Source organism: Vibrio sp. TRT 1302, assembly GCF_050113875.1.
In the GTDB taxonomy this organism is placed as follows: domain Bacteria; phylum Pseudomonadota; class Gammaproteobacteria; order Enterobacterales; family Vibrionaceae; genus Vibrio.
The window spans coordinates 1-1,051 of sequence record NZ_JBNJOF010000049.1 but is presented as its reverse complement, the minus strand read 5'-3'; the positions used below and the strand labels follow the sequence as shown (position 1 = coordinate 1,051).

1 protein-coding gene is annotated in these 1,051 nt (G+C 44.8%); it reads right to left on the bottom strand.

What is annotated here, in order from left to right; all coding sequences use genetic code 11:
• A partial coding sequence (locus ACQEXP_RS21205) for a hypothetical protein (RefSeq protein ID WP_426971457.1) occupies nucleotides 1-956 on the bottom strand: 956 nt, incomplete at its 3' end.
• Between the last annotated feature and the right edge of the window lie 95 nt (nucleotides 957-1,051).

Genomic DNA, 1,051 nt, shown 5'->3' with positions numbered 1-1,051 from the left:
CATCGTTTACCGGTCCACTCATGGACCTGTTCCGGCCATTTATGTCTTAGGGGGTTACACCAAAGTGCAAAATCAGCGGGTCGAAAAAGAAATATAATTGGCAAAAATAAGATAAAGCGAACTAGTGCGCTGAAGTCGCTGTATCCTTCTTCTCTTGCCAGTTCTATATTGGCTCCTGCAATCCGTGGTTCTTTACTGATCTCGTACCATAATGGCTGTTCATCTGCCATATAACGGCGAACATACTCCCAGTAGCCGTACATAGGAACGTGAGTCCCCATATTGTGCAGCAGACTGAGATATTGATGGCGTTGACCAGTTAAATCGGCGTTGACCGCATGTTTAGGGTTGAGCCACAACATTAACTCGTAGCCATCTTTTAACCGCCCATAGCCCATATGGGTTTTAGCGACAATGACGGATATTTCACACTCTTGCCACGGAATACGATAGAGAATTTTATTGTGCCAAACGTAAACCTCTTGGTTTTTCTTATGAAAACGTACCGGCATGGCAATCGGCTTAAATAAACTGAATCCCATACAAGTGACGAGTATTGCTGTAACTGTTATATCGACATAGTTGGGTGACCATGTATCTCCAGCAGTGTAAACCATCGAAGTCTTAACAAGCAGCCAGAGCAAGGCAAAGAAAATCACCGCATACACATTTCCGCCTCTACCATGGACAGACTGAACTCGCATATCGATAAACTCATCATGTCCCCCTGCAGAAAATGCTTCGAAAAACGCGCCTAAATCTTCAGTTTCTTCTTTAGAAACCGTGTGGTGCACCAAGGTTATTTTCTTATTCCCCGGATGAAGCGGCTCTTGTTGCATTAAGTGACCGTTCGGGTAATGATCCACACCGTGTTGGGTAATATGAAAGTTTGGGGTAAAACCACAATCTTCTGGCCCGACCCAATGGTTAGGGCCTACTTGTCTAATCTCACTCATGATTAGCTTGTTCCAAAGGGTTTAATGCCAATTGCATCGTTTACCGGTCCACTCATGGACCTGTTCCGGCCATTTATGTCTTAGGGGGTTACACC